This window comes from Saccharothrix saharensis, assembly GCF_006716745.1.
Classification (GTDB): Bacteria; Actinomycetota; Actinomycetes; order Mycobacteriales; family Pseudonocardiaceae; genus Actinosynnema; species Actinosynnema saharense.
On the sequence record NZ_VFPP01000001.1, the window covers coordinates 2,863,617 to 2,880,576 of the forward strand.

The 16,960-nt window shown below is 72.8% G+C and carries 17 protein-coding genes; 6 read left to right on the forward strand and 11 right to left on the reverse strand.

Annotated elements, in window-relative coordinates; all coding sequences use genetic code 11:
• Nucleotides 1-1,335: an MFS transporter gene (locus FHX81_RS11755; RefSeq protein WP_141977797.1), complete on the reverse strand. Its 1,335-nt coding sequence runs from the start codon at nt 1,333-1,335 to the stop codon at nt 1-3.
• A gap of 40 nt (nt 1,336-1,375) precedes the next feature.
• Nucleotides 1,376-2,143 (reverse strand): 3-hydroxybutyrate dehydrogenase, encoded by a 768-nt coding sequence (locus FHX81_RS11760; RefSeq protein ID WP_141977798.1) that lies wholly within the window; start codon nt 2,141-2,143, stop codon nt 1,376-1,378.
• Between the two features lie 195 nt (nt 2,144-2,338).
• On the opposite strand from FHX81_RS11760, the gene FHX81_RS11765 reads away from it, so the two are divergent.
• Nucleotides 2,339-2,539 carry a hypothetical protein gene (locus tag FHX81_RS11765; protein ID WP_141977800.1) on the forward strand — a complete coding sequence of 67 codons (201 nt, stop codon included), beginning with the start codon at nt 2,339-2,341 and terminating at the stop codon, nt 2,537-2,539.
• A gap of 9 nt (nt 2,540-2,548) precedes the next feature.
• Here the strand turns inward: FHX81_RS11765 and FHX81_RS11770 are convergent, their stop codons facing one another.
• Nucleotides 2,549-3,277, reverse strand: coding sequence for a TetR/AcrR family transcriptional regulator (locus FHX81_RS11770; protein WP_141977802.1), 729 nt, complete (start codon nt 3,275-3,277; stop codon nt 2,549-2,551).
• A gap of 57 nt (nt 3,278-3,334) precedes the next feature.
• Between FHX81_RS11770 and FHX81_RS11775 the strand changes: the two genes are divergently transcribed.
• Nucleotides 3,335-4,507: an MFS transporter gene (locus tag FHX81_RS11775; RefSeq protein WP_141977804.1), complete on the forward strand. Its 1,173-nt coding sequence runs from the start codon at nt 3,335-3,337 to the stop codon at nt 4,505-4,507.
• A 120-nt stretch (nt 4,508-4,627) separates the two neighbouring features.
• Here FHX81_RS11775 and FHX81_RS11780 read toward each other — a convergent pair whose 3' ends face one another.
• From FHX81_RS11780 to FHX81_RS11805, 6 genes are all read right to left on the reverse strand, one after another.
• Nucleotides 4,628-5,722: an LCP family protein gene (locus tag FHX81_RS11780; RefSeq protein WP_211363467.1), complete on the reverse strand. Its 1,095-nt coding sequence runs from the start codon at nt 5,720-5,722 to the stop codon at nt 4,628-4,630.
• 71 nt (nt 5,723-5,793) lie between these two features.
• Nucleotides 5,794-6,183: a DUF3037 domain-containing protein gene (locus tag FHX81_RS11785; protein WP_141977806.1), complete on the reverse strand. Its 390-nt coding sequence runs from the start codon at nt 6,181-6,183 to the stop codon at nt 5,794-5,796.
• Nucleotides 6,167-6,961 carry a HipA family kinase gene (locus tag FHX81_RS11790; RefSeq protein ID WP_141977808.1) on the reverse strand — a complete coding sequence of 265 codons (795 nt, stop codon included), beginning with the start codon at nt 6,959-6,961 and terminating at the stop codon, nt 6,167-6,169. The genes FHX81_RS11785 and FHX81_RS11790 overlap by 17 nt, the downstream gene beginning before the upstream one ends.
• Nucleotides 6,962-7,028: 67 nt before the next feature.
• Nucleotides 7,029-7,781, reverse strand: a complete 753-nt coding sequence (locus FHX81_RS11795; RefSeq protein ID WP_141977810.1) for an SGNH/GDSL hydrolase family protein — start codon at nt 7,779-7,781, stop codon at nt 7,029-7,031.
• Between the two features lie 55 nt (nt 7,782-7,836).
• Nucleotides 7,837-8,919 (reverse strand): lactonase family protein, encoded by a 1,083-nt coding sequence (locus FHX81_RS11800; RefSeq protein WP_141977812.1) that lies wholly within the window; start codon nt 8,917-8,919, stop codon nt 7,837-7,839.
• A gap of 143 nt (nt 8,920-9,062) precedes the next feature.
• Nucleotides 9,063-9,932 (reverse strand): PPK2 family polyphosphate kinase, encoded by an 870-nt coding sequence (locus tag FHX81_RS11805; protein ID WP_141977814.1) that lies wholly within the window; start codon nt 9,930-9,932, stop codon nt 9,063-9,065.
• Between the two features lie 141 nt (nt 9,933-10,073).
• On the opposite strand from FHX81_RS11805, the gene rocD reads away from it, so the two are divergent.
• The 4 genes from rocD (at nt 10,074) to FHX81_RS11825 (ending at nt 14,464) form a co-directional block, all read left to right on the forward strand.
• A complete protein-coding gene (rocD, locus tag FHX81_RS11810) occupies nt 10,074-11,303 on the forward strand; it encodes an ornithine--oxo-acid transaminase (RefSeq protein ID WP_141977816.1) in 1,230 nt (409 codons plus the stop codon).
• 102 nt (nt 11,304-11,405) lie between these two features.
• On the forward strand, nt 11,406-12,779 hold the full coding sequence (locus FHX81_RS11815; protein ID WP_141977818.1) for a DUF2252 domain-containing protein: 1,374 nt from the start codon (nt 11,406-11,408) through the stop codon (nt 12,777-12,779).
• 148 nt (nt 12,780-12,927) lie between these two features.
• Nucleotides 12,928-13,632 carry a histidine phosphatase family protein gene (locus tag FHX81_RS11820; protein WP_141977821.1) on the forward strand — a complete coding sequence of 235 codons (705 nt, stop codon included), beginning with the start codon at nt 12,928-12,930 and terminating at the stop codon, nt 13,630-13,632.
• Nucleotides 13,610-14,464 carry an NAD(P)H-hydrate dehydratase gene (locus FHX81_RS11825; protein WP_141977823.1) on the forward strand — a complete coding sequence of 285 codons (855 nt, stop codon included), beginning with the start codon at nt 13,610-13,612 and terminating at the stop codon, nt 14,462-14,464. Before FHX81_RS11820 ends, FHX81_RS11825 begins: the two co-directional genes overlap by 23 nt.
• Here FHX81_RS11825 and FHX81_RS11830 read toward each other — a convergent pair.
• Together FHX81_RS11830 and FHX81_RS11835 are read right to left on the reverse strand one after the other, a co-directional pair.
• Nucleotides 14,461-15,318 (reverse strand): COX15/CtaA family protein, encoded by an 858-nt coding sequence (locus tag FHX81_RS11830; RefSeq protein WP_170232024.1) that lies wholly within the window; start codon nt 15,316-15,318, stop codon nt 14,461-14,463. The genes FHX81_RS11825 and FHX81_RS11830 overlap by 4 nt on opposite strands.
• Before the next feature lie 20 nt (nt 15,319-15,338).
• Nucleotides 15,339-16,958 (reverse strand): ABC-F family ATP-binding cassette domain-containing protein, encoded by a 1,620-nt coding sequence (locus FHX81_RS11835; protein ID WP_141977833.1) that lies wholly within the window; start codon nt 16,956-16,958, stop codon nt 15,339-15,341.
• Nucleotides 16,959-16,960: the final 2 nt, after the last annotated feature.

Below are 16,960 nucleotides of genomic sequence, written 5' to 3' on the forward strand. Positions count from 1 at the left end.
TCATGCTCGCACTGCGTCCTGATCGGCGTCGGCCCGGTTCAGGGAGCTGCCCTTCGTCTCCTTCGCCACCACCACGGCGACCACGGTCAGCACGCACATCCCGAGCACGTACAGCACGATCGGGAACGAGCTGTCGTAGGAGGCCAGCAGCGCGGTCGCGATGAGCGGCGCCACCGCGCCCGCCGCGATCGACGCCAGCTGGTAGCCGATGGACGCGCCCGAGTAGCGCACCTTCGTGCCGAACAGCTCGGAGAAGAACGCGGCCTGCGGGCCGTACATGGCGCCGTGCAGGAACAGGCCGACGGTGACCGCGAGCGTCATCGGGACGAACGACTTCGTGTCCAGCAGCGCGAAGAACGCGAACATCCACACGCCGATGCCGACCGTGCCGATCAGGTACGTGGTGCGGCGGCCGATCCGGTCCGACAGCGCACCCCACATCGGGATCGTGACCAGGTGCACGAACGAGGCGATCAGCACCGCGTTCAGGCCCGCCGAGCGCGGCATGCCCAGTTCGCTGGTGATGTAGACCAGGATGAACGCGGTGATCACGTAGTAGGACACGTTCTCCGCCATGCGCGCGCCCATCGCGATCAGCACCTCGCGCCAGTGGTCGCGCACGACGGCCACGATCGGCGGCTTCTCCTTGACCTTGCCCGCCTCGATCCTGGCCTGCGCCTCCAGGAACACCGGCGACTCCGCCACGCTGAGCCGGATCCACAGTCCGATGAGGACGAGCACGCCGGACAGCAGGAACGGCACCCGCCAGCCCCACGACAGGAACGCCTCGTCGCTCTGCACGGCGGCCAGCACCGCGAGCACGGCGGTGGCCAGCAGGTTGCCCATCGGCACGCCCGCCTGCGGCCAGGACGCCCAGAACCCGCGCCGTTCCGCGCTGCCGTGCTCGGACACGATGAGCACCGCGCCGCCCCACTCACCGCCCAGCGCGAAGCCCTGGATCAACCGCAGCAGCGTCAGCAGCAGCGGCGCGGCCACGCCGATCGCGGCGTAGGTGGGCAGCAGGCCCATGGCGAACGTCGCGCCGCCCATCAGCACCAGGCTGAGCACCAGCAGCTTCTTGCGGCCGAGCTTGTCGCCGAAGTGGCCGAACACCAGGCCGCCCAGCGGCCGGGCCAGGAAGCCGATCGCGTAGGTGGTGAAGGCGAGCAGCGTGCCGTTGAGCGGGTCCGCAGTGGGGAAGAACAGCTTGTTGAACACCAGGGCGGCGGCTGATCCGTAGAGGAAGAAGTCGTACCACTCGATCGTGGTCCCGATCAGGCTGGCTATGACGACCTTGGTGAAGGACTTCTTCGGCGGAGGTGCGGCGTTCGTCATGTCGGTCACCACTTCGTTGGGGGAGGGGGGAACGAGGGGGTCACTGGGCGGTCCAGCCGCCGTCGATCGTGAACGAGGAGCCGGTGACGTGACCGGAGTGCGGGCCGCACAGCCACAGCACGACGGACGCCACCTCGGCCGGTTCGATGAGCTGCTTGATGGCGTGCCGGGTGAGCATCACCTCGGCGAGCACCTGCTCGGGCCCGATGCCGTGCGCGCGCGCCTGGTCGGCGACCTGGTTCTCCACCAGCGGGGTGCGCACGTAGCCGGGGCTGACGCAGTTGCTGGTCACGCCGTGCGGCGCGCCTTCCAGGGCGACGACCTTGCTCAGCCCTTCCAGGCCGTGCTTGGCGGCGACGTAGGCGGACTTGAACGCGCTGGCCCGCGTGCCGTGCACGCTGGAGATGTTCACCACCCGGCCCCAGCCCCGCTGGTACATGTGCGGCAGGACGTGCCGGGCGAGCCGGAACGGCGCGGTCACCATGACCCGCTGGAGCAGCTCGAACCGGTCGGGCGGGAACTCGTGCACCGGGGCGACGTGCTGCAGGCCGGCGTTGTTGACCAGGATGTCGACCTCGGCGGGCAGGTCGCGCACGGGGTCGTCGGCGGCGAGGTCCACCACGTGCTCCGTGCCGCCGGTCTCGCGGGCCGCCTCGGTGACCGAGTCGCCGTCGCGGTCGACGAGGTGCACTGTCGCGCCCGCGCGGGCGAGGGCGACCGCGCACGCCCGCCCGATGCCGCTGCCGGCGCCGGTGACCAGGGCGGTGCGACCGGACAGGTCGTCGCTGTGACCGGGGACACTCGTCATGGCCCGAAACGCTAGGTGACCTGCGATGCAGCGCACATGTGACGAAGCCCCACAACCTCGGGGCGGTGCATGTGTTTAGCCACCAGTTAGCGCGGGAATGATCGGATTGCCCAATACCGGGTGAAGTGATGGTGCGGCCGTAGGTAGGCTGCTTTGGCCCGTTCGGGGGACGTACGAGGTTTTGGGGGTTACGAAGTGTCACTCACGCCGATCTACGACGACCTGCTGCGCGAGTTCGAGGGGATCATCCTCGTCAGCGAGGCGGCCGAGGCAGTCCAGACCGCCGCGCCGGCTGCCGCGGAGCAGGCCGACGAGCCCATCACGGGCGGACTCACCCCAGGCGAACCCACCCCGGACGCGCCCGCCGTGGCAGAGCCCACCCGGGTCAAGGCCTGATCAGGGCTTTCACGGCGTCGAAGCCCTCCGCGCGGCGATGAGGGCTTCGACGCCGTCCAGCAGCAGCCGCAGCCCGAACTCGAACTTGTCCCCCGCGTACGGCGAAACGCCCGCCCGGACGGTCTCGACCAGCGCCGGGTACGGCTCGAAGTCGACCAGTTCGCCGAGCAGGGCGTCGCGCTCGCGCACCTCCTCGGCGCTGGGTTCGCGCGTGTCCAGGCTCAGCCTGGCCTGACCGCGCACGTAGGCGTCGACCGACTCGACCACGGCCATCTTCTCCGCCTCGGTCAGCCCGGTCCCCCGCAGCACGCGCAGCGCCGAGTCCATCCACCGCAGCAGGTTCGGACCGGGCGCGGCCACCGTCGCCACCAGGTGCAGCACCCACGGGTGCTTCCGGTAGAGCTCGTGGTCGGTGCGGGCCCACGCCTCGACCTTGGCCCGCCAGTCGCCCGGCCAGTCGTCCGGCAACGGGTCCCCGGCCCCGATCGCGTCGACCATCAGGGCTTCCAGCTCCGCCTTGCCCGGCAGGTAGGTGTAGAGCGACGCCGTCCCGACACCCAGTTCCTCGGCCACCCGGCGCATGGACAGCGCGGCCGGCCCCTCGGTCTCCACGACCTGGATCGCGGCGGCCACGATCCGCTCCATCGTGAGGCCCCGCCGAGGACCGCGGGCCGGACGGCGCGCGTCCTTCCACAGCAGCTCCAGCACTCGCCGCTGCCCGTCGCCCTTTGCGGTCATGGTGAAACCCAGTATACCGTTCGGAGTTGTCCGAACGGTGTTCGATGTTTTGGGGGGATGACCGTGGACCGGGGGTTGGAGCGCGAGCGGCGCACGCTGACGGCGGCGACGTTGGCCAACGGGCCGACCGAGCTGATCGACTTCGTGCTGCCGCTGTGGGCGGGCGCGGCCATCGGGCTCAGCGCGACCGAGGTCGGGCTGCTGATGGCGGTGGAGATGGCGTTGTCGGTGGTCGTGCGGCCGCTGGCGGGCGTGCTGGCGGACCGGTGGGACCGACGGCACACCGCCGCCATCGGCGCGCTGCTCTACGCCGTGTCGGCGGCGGGGTACGCGGTGGCCCAGAGCGCGCCGCTCGCGTACGGCGCGGCGGCCGTGGGCGGTGCGGGTGGCGCTTTGCTGTGGGTCGCCGTGCGCGCGATCGTCAGCGAACGGCTCGCCGAGGACACGGCGGTGTTCCCGCGCCTGCTCTCGGCGCAGGAGACGGGGTCGTGGGTGGCGTTCGTGGTCGGGCTGACGCTCGTCGGCTCGTTCGGCTACGCCGGGCTGTTCTGGGCTTGCGCGGCGGCGTGCGTCGCGGCGGCGGGGTTCCTGCTGGCCGCGCCGCGGCGTTCGGAACGCGTCGGTGGGGGTGCGGCGGCGGGCGGGCTCGGCGCGGTGGGCAGGCGGCTGCGGCCGATGCTGTTCGCGGTCGTGATGACCATGGCGGCGGAGGCGGCCGTCGGGTTGCTGCTGCTCCTGCACCTGCAACGCGGGTTCGGCCTGGAGCTGCGCGAGGTGGCGTACGTGTTCCTGCCCGGCGCGATCGCGATGAGCGCCGCCGCCGAGTACCTGCACCGGTACGTGCTGCGGTTCGGCCGGCGGGTGGTGCTGACGGGCGCGTCGCTGGCCAGTGCCGCGTTCGCGGTCGGCCTGGCGTGGGCGCCGAACCCGTACGTGATCGCGGGGTTGTGGGTGCTCAGCGGGCTGGCGTGGGCGGCCGTGATGCCGGTGCAGCAGGCGGTGATCGCGGAGGCGGCCGACGGTCAGGTGGGCCGGGCCATGGGCGTGTACGAGGCCGCGTGCCTGGTGGGGGCGCTGATCGGCAGCGTGGCGGCGGGTGTGCTGTACGACGGGGCGCGCTGGTGGGTCGCGTGCGCGGTGGCCGCGGCGATGATCCTGGCGGGCGCGGTCGTCGTGCCGCGCACGGTGCGGCGGCTCGGCGTGCCCGACGTCCCGGTGGTCAAGGCCTGAGCGCGGGAGGAGTCCGGGAACGGCTGCCGTGAACGCGGACGGGCCGCCGGGTGCGTGTGCCCGGCGGCCCGTCGGCGAGCCGGCCGGGGTGCGTGTGCGGCCCCGGCGGCCCGGCCGGCGCTACTTCGGTGCCGGCAGCAGGTCGGCGGGCACCGGTTCGTCCTTCTCCAGCGCGCCGAACAGGCGCAGCGCGTTCTCCCGGTCCCACTGCACGACCGAGCCCGCGCCCGGCACCGTCGGCGTGCCGCCCACCGGCACGGTCACCGTGTCCACTCCCCCGCCCATGGCGAACGCCATGCCCGCGAGGTGGTGCAGGTGGTCGTCGGAGTTCACCGAGATCGAGTCCGTGCCCGCGAACAGCAGCGGGAACGCGCGGAACGGGTTGGCCAGCGTGCCGAAGCTCGTCGCCTTCTCGGTCAGCGCCGCGAGGAACTTGCGCTGGTTCTCCACCCGCTGCAGGTCGGCCGTGGCGAACGCCCGGGAGCGCACGAAGCCCAGCGCCTGCGCGCCGTCGAGCTCCTGGCAGCCCGGCTGGAGGTCCAAGCCCGCCAACGGGTCCCGCATCGGCTCCTCGATGCACATGTCCACGCCGCCGACCGCGTCGACGATGCCGGCGAAGCCGCCGAAGCCGATCTCCATGTAGTGGTCGACGTGGATGCCCGTCGCACCCTCCACGGTCTGCACGAGCAACGACGGACCGCCGAACGCGAACGCCGCGTTGATCTTGTTCTTGCCGTTGCCCGGAATGTCCACATAGGAGTCGCGAGGGACGCTCACCAAAGTGGACTTCCCGGAGCCGTCCGGGATGTGCAGCAACATGATGGTGTCCGTGCGCCGCCCACCCGCGTCACCGGTGGACAGGTCCTGCTTCTGCTCCTCGGTGAGGTCGTCCCGCGCGTCCGACCCGACGAGCAGCCAGTTCGTGCCCGGTGTGTCCGCGGGCCTGCCCTCGTAGTCGGCCAGCGCGTCGATCCGGCGCAACGACCCGTCGACGTAGAACCACAGCCCCACGCCGAACACCAGCAGCAGCACCAGGACGACCCCGATGATCCGGCCGATCCTCGGCTTGCGGCGGCGCTGCGCGGGGCGGGCGGCCTGCTGGTATGCCGGTTGCCCGTAGCCCTGCGGCCGGCCCTGGGGCCTGTGCTGCCGCGGTTGCCCGCCCTGTCGGTATCCGCCCTGCTGATACCCGCCCTGCTGGTATCCGGCGTTCATCAAGCGACCCCGTCCGTGTGTCGTCACTGCCCGCACCTAAAGACGCGGCGCGCGGCGAGAGGTTGCCCACCCTAGTGGGCGGGCGGCAGCACCAGCGCGGCCAGCAGGCGGTCCAGCTCGGCCTCCGGGTCGTCGGTGAGGCCGGTGTGCGCGGGCGAGGTCTGCACGATGGTGCTGCGCGGCGCGGTCAGCCAGCGGAACCGCTGACCGGCCGACGTGCGCGACACCGGGCCCGCCTTGGGCACGCCGTCGCACGACAAACCCAGGTGGTCCAGCGTGGCCCGCAGCACCTCCACGTCCAGGAACGGGTCCAACGCCAGCACCCGGCGCTCGTCCACGTGCACGCGCGCACCCAGGAAGTCCAGGTCCTTGCAGTAGACCAGCACGCCGACGTTGACGAACTCGCCGCGCTCCTGCCGCGGCACGGCGCGCAGCAGCGCGTACTCAAACACGTGCGGCACGGGCGGCCTCCAGTGCGTCGACCCAGGTCCGCGGCGCGGCCAGGCGGGCGGTGAAGAACGACTCGTACGCCCCGCGCACGGCCTGCGGTGTGCCGAACGCCTCGTCCTGCGCGAGCCACGCGTCGGGCACGAGCGCGAGCACCTCGCGCACGAGGTCGGGCGTGACGCGGGCGGTCAGCTCGGCGTCGACGGCGGCGAGGTCGCCCGCGAACGGCAGCATCAGGTGGTCGGCCGCGTCGAACCGGTAGGTGGCCGCCGGGAACTTCTCCGGCCGCCACGAGTGGTGGAAGTACAGCGAGGCGCCGTGGTCGATCAGCCACAGCTCCCGGTGCCACAGCAGCGTGTTCGGGTTGCGCCAGCTCCGGTCGACGTTGAGCGTGAGGGCGTCCAGCCACAACAGCCGGGCCGCGGTGTCCGCCGACGGTTCGCGCACCACCGGGTTGTAGTCGAACGAGCCGGGCAGGTAGTCCAACCCCAGGTTGAGCCCGCCGCTGGCCTTCAGCAGCTCCTGCACCTCCTGGTCCGGCTCGGCCCGGCCGAGTTCCGGGTCCAGCTCGACCAGGACGATCTCGGGCACCCGGAAGCCGAGGCGGCGGGCCAGCTCGCCGACCACGATCTCGGCCACCAGCGCCTTCACGCCCTGGCCCGCGCCGCGGAACTTGAGCACGTACATGCCGAGGTCGTCGGCTTCGACCAGGCCGGGCAGCGAACCGCCCTCCCGGAAGGGCGTGACGTAGCGGGTGGCCGCGACCTGGCGCAGCCCGTTCGTGGGGTTCACGGTGCCATCTTGCCGCTGCTCCGCAGACGGCGGCTCGGCCGCCCGGAAGTCAGCCGCTCGCGGCGGGTCAGCCGGCTCGCACGGACGCGGCGTCGGTCAGCGCCGGGAGGTAGCCGGACTCGTGGCCGGCGCGGTTCGGGTGGTAGGAGCGGTCGACGGGGACCAGGACCAGGCCGTTCAGCCACGGTTCGTCGGCGCACACGCCGTGGCCGTCGAACGGCTGCCGCACGTCGGCGTAGGTGAACCCGGCCGCGGCGGCCCGGTCGGCGGTCACCTCGGCCAGCGCGTCGGCCGCCCGGTTCACCGCCTCCCGCTTGCGGCCGCTCATCAGGCACCACGTCTCGAACGAGAACAGCCGCGGGTAGCCCAGCACCACGACCTCGACCTTCGCCCGGTCGCGCACCGCGCCGTACAGGGCGTCCAGCCGGCCCGGCAGCTCGTCCCGGATGAACCGCACGGCCACGTCCACCCGCTGCGCGCACTCGTCGTCGCCGTTGAGCGTGCACGTCGTCATCACGTCGCCGAACCCGGCGTCGTTGCCGCCCGCGGTGATGGTGACCAGCGTGGCGGACGGCGTGATCCGGTCCGCCTGACCGGCCACCTCACCCGTACGCGCGCCGGCGCACGCGGCGAACACCAGCGACGCGCCGTTGCGCCGCGCCCACAGCTCCGGGTAGGCGTGCGGGCTGCGCCGGCAGTCGTCGGACGCCTCGTCGCCCGCGCCGAGGCCCGCCGCGTAGGAGTCACCCAGCGCGACGAGCTCCGGCGCGACCGGTGCCGGGGCCAGGGACATCACCAGTGCGACCGCGAGCATCCTCATGCACCCGGCCTACCACTGTGGACGGTCCCACCGGCCGAAGTTAACCCGTCGGGTGCTACCTCGTCAGGGCGACGCAGACCGGGATCGGGGACGCCGTCGTGCCGGTCTGCCGCAGCTTCCCGGTCGACCGGTCCACGGCGAACGTGGTGATCGTGTCGGAGTTCTGGTTGGCCGCCAGCAGGAACCGGCCCGACGCGTCGAGCACGATGTGCCGCGGGAACTTCCCGCCCACCGGCGTGACCTCGACCAGCCGCAGCGACGCCCCGCCCCGCTCCACCGCGAACACCGCCACGCTGTCGTGGCCCCGGTTGGACAGGTAGAGGAACCGCCCGTCGTGCGACACCACGATCTCGGCCGGGTAGTTACGCGGGCCGGTGGGCACGTCGGCGGGCAGCGTGCCGACCTTCTGGCCGGGCGTGAGCACCCCCCGGTCGTAAGCGGCCACCACGATCGTGGAGTCCAGCTCGTTGGCGATGTAGGCGTGCTTGCCCGACGGGTGGAACGCCAGGTGCCGCGGACCCGCGCCGGGGTGCACGCGCGCGGTGCCGGCCGGGGTCAGCTTGCCCTCGTCGCTGAGCCGGTAGCTGTGAACCGAGTCGGTGCCCAGGTCGACCGCCAGCACGAACGCGCCGGTCGGGTCGGGCAGCACCTGGTGCGCGTGCGGCCCCTCCTGCCGGTCCGGGTCCGGTCCCGCGCCGGAGTGCACGACCAGGTCGGTGCGCTCGCCCAACCCGCCCTCGCGCAGCACCGGGTGCACGGACACGCTGCCCGAGCTGTAGTTGGCCGAGAGCAGGAAGCCCCGGTGCAGCGCCAGGTGGCACGGGTCCGCGCCGCCGGTGCTCCGGCTGCCGACCACCTTCGGCACGCCGTCGGCGCCGACCGCCAGCGCGGTCACCTCGCCGTCGGACTTCTCGTTGACCGCGTACACCCAGCGCCCCGCGTCGATCACGAACGACGGGTTCGGCACGTCCGGCACCACGCCGGTGACGCGCAGCCGGCCCGTCGCCGGGTCGTACGCGCCGAGGCCGAGGCCCGTGCCGCCGCCCGCCCAGGACGTGTAGGTGCCCAGGTAGGCGCGGACCTCCTTCCGCCCGCGGCCCACCTCGGCCTCGTCCGCTCGCGCGACACCCTCGGTCATCAGCAACCCCGTTCCCACGCCAACGGCCCCCAGGAACCGCCGCCTGTCGACAACCACACCGAACCTCCGCTCGACCGCCCGCGGCGGCTCCCACACTGGCCTGGACCACTGTGAACATGCAAGAGGCGCAATGAAGATTGCACTCAGCGCAACGGGTCGGCGTCCCGGAGCCGTGCCAACTCGACCGCCGGATCGTACGAGGGTTCGGGGTACGTGGGCGCGAGGCCGCGCAGCACCTCCAGCAGCAGCCGGGCCACGACCCAGTTGCGGTACCACTTGCGGTCCGACGGCACGGCGTACCAGGGCGCGACCGGCGTCGAGCACTTGACCAGCGCGTCGGAGTAGGCGAGCTGGTAGCGGGAGAACTTGGCCCGCACCTCCAGGTCACCCGGGTTGTACTTCCAGCGCTTGAGCGGGTTCTCCAGCCGGGCGATGAGCCGTTCGCGCTGCCGCTCCGGCGAGATGTGCAGGAAGCACTTCACCGTGGTCACGCCCTGGTCGGCCAGCTCCGCCTCGAACGCGTTGATCTGCCGGTACCGGCGCCGCCACTCGGTCGACGGCACCAGGTTGTCCACCCGGGCGACCAGCACGTCCTCGTAGTGCGAGCGGTCGAACACGCCGATGTAGCCCGGTTGCGGCACCTGGCGGCGGATCCGCCACAGGAAGTCGTGCCGCAGCTCGGCGCGGGTCGGCTTCTTGAACGACGCGATGTGCAGGCCCTGCGGGTTGACCAGGCCGGCGACGTGCCGGATCGTGCCGCCCTTGCCGGAGGTGTCCAGGCCCTGCAGCACCAGCAGCACCCGCCGGTGCCCGCCGGCGGTGCCCTCGGCGTACAGCGCTTCCTGGAGGGCGTCCAGCTCCCGGCCCATCACCGCCATGTCGGCGGCGGCCGCGGTCTTGGACTTCGGCCCGACCGGCGTCGAGGCCGGGTCGACCTCGGCGAGGTCGAAGCCCTCCGGTTCCACCCGGAAGGCGTCGGAAATCGACTGGACCTGCGGGGACTTGGTGGCCATCGTCGGAGGGTAACCCGCCGATCTTGGCCGTGCCGACTGCGCAACAGATCGCCGCGAAACGGTTCGATTGCGCAACGAACATGATGGACACGCAACGCCTGACGGATGAAATCGCTGGCGCGGGCCCCTTACTGTGGTGACATGACCGCCATGGCCGCAGCCCTGAGCTCCCCGCACTTCATCGCGCTCGACGAGGAATGGAGCGCGCACAACTACCACCCGCTGCCGGTCGTGATCTCGCACGGCGAGGGCGCGTGGGTCACCGACGTCGAAGGACGCCGCTACCTGGACTTCCTGTCCGGCTACTCGTCGCTGAACTTCGGCCACCGCCACCCGGACCTCGTCGCCGCCGCGGTCGAGCAGCTCGGCCGCGTCACGCTCACCAGCCGCGCGTTCCACCACGACCAGTTCGGCCTGTTCTGCCGCGAGCTGGCCGAGCTGACCGGCACCGAGATGGTGCTCGCGATGAACTCCGGCGCCGAGGCCGTCGAGTCGGCCATCAAGATCGCCCGCAAGTGGGCCTACCGGGTGAAGGGCGTGCCGGACGGCGCCGCCGAGATCGTGGTCGCCGGGTCCAACTTCCACGGCCGCACCACCACGATCGTCTCGTTCTCCACCGACGAGACCGCGCGCAGCGACTTCGGGCCGTTCACGCCGGGGTTCAAGGTCGTCGAGTACGGGTCGCCGGACGCGGTGCGCGAGGCGATCACCGAGCGGACGGCCGCGGTGCTGCTGGAGCCGATCCAGGGCGAGGCGGGCGTGGTCGTGCCGCCCGCGGGCTACCTGGCGGCTGTGCGGGCGCTGTGCGACGAGCACGGCGTGCTGCTGATCGCCGACGAGATCCAGTCCGGCCTGGGCCGCACGGGCGACCTGCTGGCGCTGGACCACGAGGGCGTGCGCGCCGACCTCTACACGTTGGGCAAGGCGCTGGGCGGCGGCATCATGCCGGTCTCGGCGGTGGTCGGCAGCCGCGCCGTGCTGGGCGTGCTGCGGCCCGGCGAGCACGGGTCGACGTTCGGCGGCAACCCGCTGGCGTGCGCGGTCGGCCGGGCCGTGGTGCGGTTGCTGGCGACCGGCGAGTTCCAGCAGCGGTCCCGCGAGCTGGGCGCGCACCTGCACGCGCGGCTGGGCGAGCTGGTCGGGCGCGGCGTGGCCGAGGTGCGCGGGCGCGGGCTGTGGGCCGGGGTGGAGATCGCACCCGGCGGGCCGCGCGGCCGGGCGGCGTCGGAGGCGCTGGCCGGGCTCGGCGTGCTGTGCAAGGAGACCCAGGACACCACCCTGCGGGTCGCTCCCCCGCTCGTGATCACGCGGGAGGAGCTGGACCGCGGTGTCGACGCGATCGGCGAGGTTTTGACCATTCCGTCCCGTTGAGTCCGATTCCACACCGGACGGACCGAGCACAGAGCGTCATCGCAGGTCACAGACGTGTGGCGGCGCACGTATCCGGCCGGTCCGTGACGCATCCTTACCCGCATGGGTGAAGGCAAGCGGGCCCGGGCGGCCGTCGCGCTGGGACAGTGGGTGGAACCGGAGGAGGTCCTGGCGCGCGGCCGCGAGCTGCGGGCGGCGGTGAGGCACGAGGCGCACCGCGAGGTGCTGCTCTCGCCCGACCGGCCGGACGTGGTCGAGTACGTCGACGCGTCCAACGAGGGCCGCCTGCCGCACCTCGTGCCGCTGCGGGTCGGCCGGATGCTCGCCTCGCCGTTCGCGTTCTTCCGGGGCAGCGCCGGTCTGATGGCGGGCGACCTGGCCGTGGGCGCGCGCAGCGGGCTGGACGCGCAGCTGTGCGGTGACGCGCACGCGGCCAACTTCGGCCTGTACGGCACGCCCGAGGGCCGGATCGTGATGGACATCAACGACTTCGACGAGACGCTGCCCGGACCGTGGGAGTGGGACCTGAAGCGGCTGGCGACGTCGCTGGTGCTCGCGGGCCGGGAGGGCGGCGTCTCGGAGAAGGGCTGCCGTGACGCGGCGTCCGACGCGGTGCGCGCCTACCGCGGTGCGGCGCGGCACCTGGCCGAGATCCCGTTCATGGAGTCGTGGAACGCCTTGGGCGACGAGTCGGCGTTGTCCCGGACCAAGGCCGACGACCTGATGGGCGCGTTCACCAAGGCCGCGTCCAAGGCGCGCAAGAACACCAGTGCCCGGGTGGCGGCGAAGTGGACGCGGCGCGAGGGCGAGCACATCCGGTTCGTCGAGGACCCGCCCGTGCTGTCCCGCATCACGCCCGGAGCCGCGCGGTCCGTCGTGGACGCCCTTCCGTCCTATGTGGACACGTTGCGCGAGTCGCGGTACAACCTGATCATGCGCTACAGCGTGTCGGACGTGGCGTTCCGCGTGGTCGGCACCGGCAGCGTGGGCTGGCGCAACTACCTGGTCCTGTTGCACGGCAACGGTGACGAGGCACTGGTGCTCCAGGTGAAGGAGGCGCGACCGTCGGCGCTGGCGCCGTTCCTCGGCGCGTCGCCGGTCAAGCACGAGGGCAAGCGGATCGTGCACGGCGCGCGGCTCGTGCAGGCCGAGACCGACATCCTGCTGGGCTGGACCACGATCGACGGCCGCGACTACATCGTGCGGCAGTTCCGCAACCGCAAGGGCGAGATCGACGCGACCACGCTGAAGCGGGACGGCCTGGACGACTACGGCCGGCTCGCGGGCGCGCTGCTGGCCCGCGCGCACAGCCGGTCGGTCGACCCGCGGTTGCTGGCCGGGTACTGCGCGGACGGCGAGGAGCTGGACTCCGCGATCGCCCGCTACGCGCTGGACTACGCCGACCGGACGTGCGCCGACCACGAGGTGCTGGTCGCGGCGGTCAGGTCCGGCCGGTTGCCCGCCGACCGCGAATGACCCGGCGGGCCACCGGGAACGGCACGACCACGGGTGCCGGGCGTCCGCGGCACGCGTCCACCTCGTCCACCTCGTCCACCGGAGGTTTCCCCTCCGCGGACGTCTCCCTGGAGTGCCCCCGCAGTCCCGTGCCACTAAGTTCGCTGGGGTGGAGTGGATCGGGGTCATCAGGCACGGCGAGAGCAACGGCAACGTGGCGCGCGAAGCCGCCGAGTCGGCCGGGGACGACGTCATCGACATCGCCGAGCGGGACGCGGACGTGCGGCTGTCCCCCGCCGGTGAGCAGCAGGGCCGGGCGCTGGGGAGGTGGTTCGCCTCGATGCCGCACGAGCAGTGGCCGGACCTGGTCGTGGCGTCGCCGTACCGGCGGGCCCTCGACACCGCCGCCCTGGCGCTGCGGGGGCACCCCCGGATGCTGGTCGACGAACGGCTGCGCGACCGCGAACTGGGCGTGCTCGACCTGCTGACCACGCACGGCGTGGCGAACCGGTACCCGGACGAGGTGGTGCGCAAGCGCCGGCTCGGCAAGTTCTACTACCGGCCGCCGGGCGGCGAGTCGTGGGCCGACGTCCTGCTGCGGCTGCGGTCGCTGCTGCGCGACCTCGACGGGCAGCGGGTGCTGCTGTTCGCCCACGAGATCACACCGTTCCTGCTGCGCTACCTGCTGGAGGGCCTGCCCGAGCGCGACATGCTGGCCTACGCGCACCACTCGACCGTGCCCAACGGCTCGCTGACGTCGTGGCGGCGCGAGGACGGCGCGTGGTCCTTGGAGCGGGAGTTCGAGAGCGACCACCTGATCGAGCACGGCGCCGAACCCACGGAGACCGAAGATGCCACCACGCGCTCAGCCTGAGCCCATCACGTCGGCCCTGTTGCGGGAGTGGCCGCGAGGACGCGAGGACGGCGGCACCGTGCTGGTCGTGGGCGGCTCGCGGCGCGTGCCGGGCGCGGTGCTGCTCAGCGGGATCGCGGCGTTGCGCACCGGCGCGGTGACGTTGCAGCTGGCCGTGGCGGACCGGCATGCCTCCGGCCTCGGCTTGGCGGTGCCCGAGGCACTGGTGGTGGGCCTGCCGGAGACGGAGTCGGGCGCGGTGTCGCGCGCGGCGGCGGACGAGCTGGGTGACCTCGTGGCGGACGCCTCGGCGGTGGTCATCGGGCCCGGCCTGGTCGACCCGGACGAGACGGCCGCCCTGCTGGAGCGGTTGCTGCCCGCGACGCGGGGGCCCGTGGTGCTCGACGCGTTCGCGCTGGGCGCGCTGGGCCTGCACCCGTCGCTGGGCGACCCGGTGCGCGGTCGGGTGGTGCTCACGCCGAACGTGGTGGAGGGCGGGTACCTGCTGGGGTCGGAGGTCGAGGACCACGTGGAGGCCGCCGTGGCGATAGCCGGGAAGTACGACGCGGTGGTGAACCTGATGGGCGTGGTCGCCGCGCCGGACGGCCGGGTCTGGCAGGACGGCACCGGGCACGTCGGGCTGTCCACCTCGGGCAGCGGCGACGTGCTGGCCGGGCTGGTCGGCGGGATGCTGGCCCGCGAGTCCGACCCGGCGCTCGCCACCTGCTGGGCCGGGCACGTGCACGCGATGGCCGGACAGCGGCTGGTGCCGCGCACCGGGCTGACCGGGATGCTGGCCCGCGAGCTGCTGGACGAGGTGCCGCGCGTGCTGGTGGAACTGCGGTCGCGCTAGGCGCGGAACGTCCGCACGACCAGGTGCGTGGTGGCCGCGACCACGAGCGCGCCCGTGACCACGTGCGCCGCCACCAGCGGCACCGGCAGCGCCAACGCCTCCTGCACCGACCCGATCACGCCCTGCGCCGACGACACCGCCAACGCGCCCACGGCCGCGGGGGTGCGCAGCACGACCGCCGCGCCGAGCTGGAGCCCGACCAGCACCACCACGGCCAGCACGTGGAACGACGTCACCTCGGCGGGGTCGAGGCCGAACCGGTGCGCGTTCTCGTCACCGGCGTGCGGACCGCTGCCGGTGACCAGCGCGCCCAGCACCAGCACCGCGGTGAGCGCCACCGGCATCGCCGCCATCCCGGCCCGGAGCCGGGGGTCCGCCGGCGCGCGCACCGCGGCGTCCGGCCGGCCGAGCAGGTCGACCAGCACCACGAGCGCCGCCACCAGCACCATGCTGGCCAGGAAGTGGACCGCGACGATCTCCGGGGCGAGCGCGTAGCGCACGCTGAGCCCGCCGATCAGGCCTTGGAGCCCCACCCCGACCAGGATGCCGACCGCCAGCGGCAGCGCCTTCGGCGGGCGTGCCCGGTGCCGGGCCACCGCGACCACCAGGACGACCGTGATCAGGCCGACGACGATGCCGAGCACCCGGTTGCCGAACTCGACCACCCCGTGCACGCCCATCTCCGGCGTGGTGACGAACGAGTCGTCGGTGCACTTCGGCCAGGTCGGGCACCCCAGGCCCGAGCCGGTCAGCCGCACGAGGGCGCCGGTGAGCACGATCAGCACGTTGGCCACCAGCGCCGCCACGGCCGCCGCGTGCGCGGACCGCCGGACGGGGACCCGCAGAGCGTTCACGTCCAGCACACTAGAGCGGATCACCTCGCCCGCTTCACCCGCGTCTCGTCCCACACCGGCTCGTCGACCTCCACCACCTCGCCGTCGGACCGGAACAGCAGGAACCGGTCGAAGCCGCGGGCGAACCAGCGGTCGTGGGTGACGGCGACGACGGTGCCGGTGAAGCCCTCCAGCGCGTCCTGCAACGCCTCGGCCGAGTTCAGGTCGAGGTTGTCGGTCGGCTCGTCCAGCAGCAGCAACGTCGCGCCGGACAGCTCCAGCAGCAGCACCTGGAACCGCGCCTGCTGGCCGCCGGACAGCGTCTCGAACCGCTGGTCGCCCTGCTTGCCCAGGCCGTAGCGGCTCAGCACGGCCATCGCCGCGCCCCGGTCCAGCCCCTTGCGGCCGTCCTCGCCGTGCCACAGCACGTCGACCAGCGTGCGGCCGATCCACTCCGGGTGCTGGTGGGTCTGCGCGAACAGGCCCGGCACCACGCGCGCGCCCAGCCGGCACACCCCCGTGTGCGCGACGTCGCCGCCGCCGAGCAGCCGCAGGAAGTGGCTCTTGCCCGAGCCGTTCGAGCCCAGCACCGCCACCCGGTCGGAGAAGAAGACCTCCACGCTGAACGGCTTCATCAGCCCGGTCAGCTCCAGGTCCTCGCACGTGATGGCCCGCACGCCGGTGCGGCCGCCGCGCAGCCGCGGCACCACCTTCTCGTCCGTCGGCAGCTCCGGCGGCGGGCCCGCCTCCTCGAACCGCTCCAGCTTCGCCCGCATGACCCGGTACTTCGCCGCCATCACCTCGCTGATCCGGGCCTGGATCTGGAGCGTGCGCACCAGCTCCTTGAGGTGGTCGTGCTCCTCGTTCCAGCGGCGGTGCTGCTCGGCCAGGCGTTCGATCCGGGACGCGCGGGCGGCGTGCCAGGTGCCGAACGACCCGGCGTGCGTCCACGCCGAGTGCGCCTCCACGGTGACCACGTGCGTCGCGGCCACGTCGAGCAGCTCCCGGTCGTGGCTGACCAGCAGCACGGCCTTGCCGGTCTCGCGCAGCCGCTCCTCCAGCCAGCGCTTGCCCGGCACGTCGAGGTAGTTGTCCGGCTCGTCGAGCAGCAGCACCTGCTCCGGCCCGCGCAGCAGCGCTTCGAGCACCAGCCGCTTCTGCTCGCCGCCGGACAGCGTGCGGACCTCGCGGAACCGGGCCCGGTCGAACGGCACGCCCAGCGCCGCGACCGTGACGGTGTCCCACAGCACCTCGGCGTCGTAGCCACCGACCTCGCCCCACGCGGTGATGGCGTCGGCGTAGCGCATCTGGGTCGGCTCGTCGTCGGTCTCCATGAGCTGGAGCTCGACCTCGTCCAGCGCCCGGGCGGCGGCCCGCAGCGGCGCCGGTGACGCGGCCAGCAGCAGGTCGCGCACGGTGCTGGAGTCCCGCACCGAGCCGACGAACTGCGGCATCACGCCCAGGCCGCCCTGCACGCGGACGCTGCCCGCCGTGGGCGTCAGCTCGTCGGACAGGATCCGCAGCAGCGTCGTCTTGCCCACGCCGTTCGCGCCGACCAGGGCGACCACGCTGTTCGTGCCGACCTTGAACGACACGTCGCGGAACAGCTCGCGGCCGTCGGGCAGGCGGAAGGCGAGGCCGTTCGCGTCCAGGAATCCCACCC

What these genes read in the sequence shown, in the direction of transcription:
- FHX81_RS11755 (WP_141977797.1), bottom strand. Translation starts at nt 1,335, where the DNA reads ATGACGAACGCCGCACCTCCGCCGAAGAAGTCCTTCACCAAGGTCGTC.
- FHX81_RS11760 (WP_141977798.1), bottom strand. Translation starts at nt 2,143, where the DNA reads ATGACGAGTGTCCCCGGTCACAGCGACGACCTGTCCGGTCGCACCGCC.
- FHX81_RS11770 (WP_141977802.1), bottom strand. Translation starts at nt 3,277, where the DNA reads ATGACCGCAAAGGGCGACGGGCAGCGGCGAGTGCTGGAGCTGCTGTGG.
- FHX81_RS11775 (WP_141977804.1), top strand. Translation starts at nt 3,335, where the DNA reads ATGACCGTGGACCGGGGGTTGGAGCGCGAGCGGCGCACGCTGACGGCG.
- FHX81_RS11780 (WP_211363467.1), bottom strand. Translation starts at nt 5,722, where the DNA reads ATGAACGCCGGATACCAGCAGGGCGGGTATCAGCAGGGCGGATACCGA.
- FHX81_RS11795 (WP_141977810.1), bottom strand. Translation starts at nt 7,781, where the DNA reads ATGAGGATGCTCGCGGTCGCACTGGTGATGTCCCTGGCCCCGGCACCG.
- FHX81_RS11800 (WP_141977812.1), bottom strand. Translation starts at nt 8,919, where the DNA reads ATGACCGAGGGTGTCGCGCGAGCGGACGAGGCCGAGGTGGGCCGCGGG.
- FHX81_RS11805 (WP_141977814.1), bottom strand. Translation starts at nt 9,932, where the DNA reads ATGGCCACCAAGTCCCCGCAGGTCCAGTCGATTTCCGACGCCTTCCGG.
- rocD (WP_141977816.1), top strand. Translation starts at nt 10,074, where the DNA reads ATGACCGCCATGGCCGCAGCCCTGAGCTCCCCGCACTTCATCGCGCTC.
- FHX81_RS11815 (WP_141977818.1), top strand. Translation starts at nt 11,406, where the DNA reads ATGGGTGAAGGCAAGCGGGCCCGGGCGGCCGTCGCGCTGGGACAGTGG.
- FHX81_RS11825 (WP_141977823.1), top strand. Translation starts at nt 13,610, where the DNA reads ATGCCACCACGCGCTCAGCCTGAGCCCATCACGTCGGCCCTGTTGCGG.